At 65.8% G+C, this 1,534-nt stretch carries 1 protein-coding gene; it reads right to left on the reverse strand.

Translation table 11 applies throughout. The annotated features are described in order from the left end of the window. Positions 1–1,419, reverse strand: a 1,419-nt coding sequence (locus ACMGE0_RS33460; protein ID WP_436820154.1) for a SpvB/TcaC N-terminal domain-containing protein, incomplete at its 3' end; no start/stop codon positions are given. Between the last annotated feature and the right edge of the window lie 115 nt (positions 1,420–1,534).

A 1,534-nucleotide genomic window follows, 5' to 3' on the forward strand; every position in this document is an offset into this window, starting at 1 on the left:
AGGTGCCTCAAACTGATTCGCCTTCTGCACATAGGTGAATGCGAGATTGTCGTATGTCATCTGGCGGATGGTTTTGAAGGTGGTGCCGGTGATGGTGCCGTCGGATGCGACGGTGGCATCCCTGCCATAGCGGTCCACCTTGACGAGCCGGGACGTGTTGGAGAACGGCGCCTGGTCGTAGGTCAGCCCGTAGACACCGCGCATCGCGCTGCCCACCCTGACGACGATCGTCTTCAGCCGCTTCTTCGTGTAGGAAAGACCAAGCCCATTGGCCATCACCAGGAAGTCCGGCCGGTCCTCATGGTAGAAGACCACCGCTCCGCCGCCATAGGTGATCCGGCTCGGATAGCACACCGGCAGGTCCGGGCAGCTGTAGGTGTAGTTGACCACGTTGCCGTTCGTGTCGGTCACCGACGACAGCAGGAAGCGGCCGTTGCGCTGCAGCTGGTATTCCGGCGTGCCGGATGTCGGGCTGCTGCCGGCCACCACCTGCACCGACTTGAACAGCGACACCGTCCCGTCGCGGTCCGTCACCGTCCAGGTGTTGGCCGTCGCGTCGAAGACGACCCGCTTGAAGTTCTCGTTTTCCGTCACATGCGTGCCGCCCGCCGAGCAGGAGGCCGCCACCATGCCGGTGGCGCAGGGCACCAGTTCCTCGCCGTTCAGGAGGTAGACGTCGCCGGCGTCGAAGGCCGGATAGCCGTAGCCGGGTGTCGCCCGTTCTATCACGTCGAAGCCGTCGAGCCCCCAGGCATAACCGAGCCAGCCCTGGTAGAGGCCGCCAAGCCTCGTCTTGCGGGCCGAGTTGTAGTTCAGCGCGATCTTCGGCTCCAGGCCGCGGAAGGCGGGCACGTCGATGGCGATCTTCTGGGTGAAGAAGCCATTGCCGCCGATCTCCGGGATCGAGGGCTTCTCCGGCGCGTTCTCCCCCGGTGCGTCCGGTTCGGCCGCGGCGGCCGCCATGGCCATCGCCTGGGGTTCCACCGCATCGTCCTTATCGGCAGCCGCCTCGCCGGTCTCGGTGCTCTCGCCGGCATCCTCCGGTTTGCCGAGCGCCGTGCCGTTCGTGTCGCCGGTTTTCTCCTCGGCGCCAGCAGCGCTGCCCGAGCCCGACTGGCCGATCCCGAGCGTCCGGTCCACCGCACGGTCGTCGGAAGAAGACGTCGAGCCCGAGCCCGGCTCCGCATCACTGCCTGACGCACCCGCAGATCCGCCCTGGCCGGTCTGCCCCGTCCCCGAGGCACCGCCAAACCCGCTTCCGCCATTGCCGAAGCCGCCGGCGCCCGTCCCCTGATCGGCCGCATGCGCGACAGGCCCCAGCAGCCCGTCCAGCACTAGCGTTCCCGCTACCCCGCCCGACAAAACGCAAAGCGATACCGTGGCGGCAAAAGCCGCATACCCAAACCGATTGTCCCGCATGAGCCCCCTCAGCGAATCAGAACGTCATCAAAACACGCCGCAATCTACAATCCCCGTCACCCATCCCCGCAACCCTCAAAAATCAGGGTCACAACAATTATTTGTTCGCGCCGGG

It is taken from the genome of Neorhizobium descurainiae (assembly GCF_051400715.1).
Classification (GTDB): domain Bacteria; phylum Pseudomonadota; class Alphaproteobacteria; order Rhizobiales; family Rhizobiaceae; genus Neorhizobium.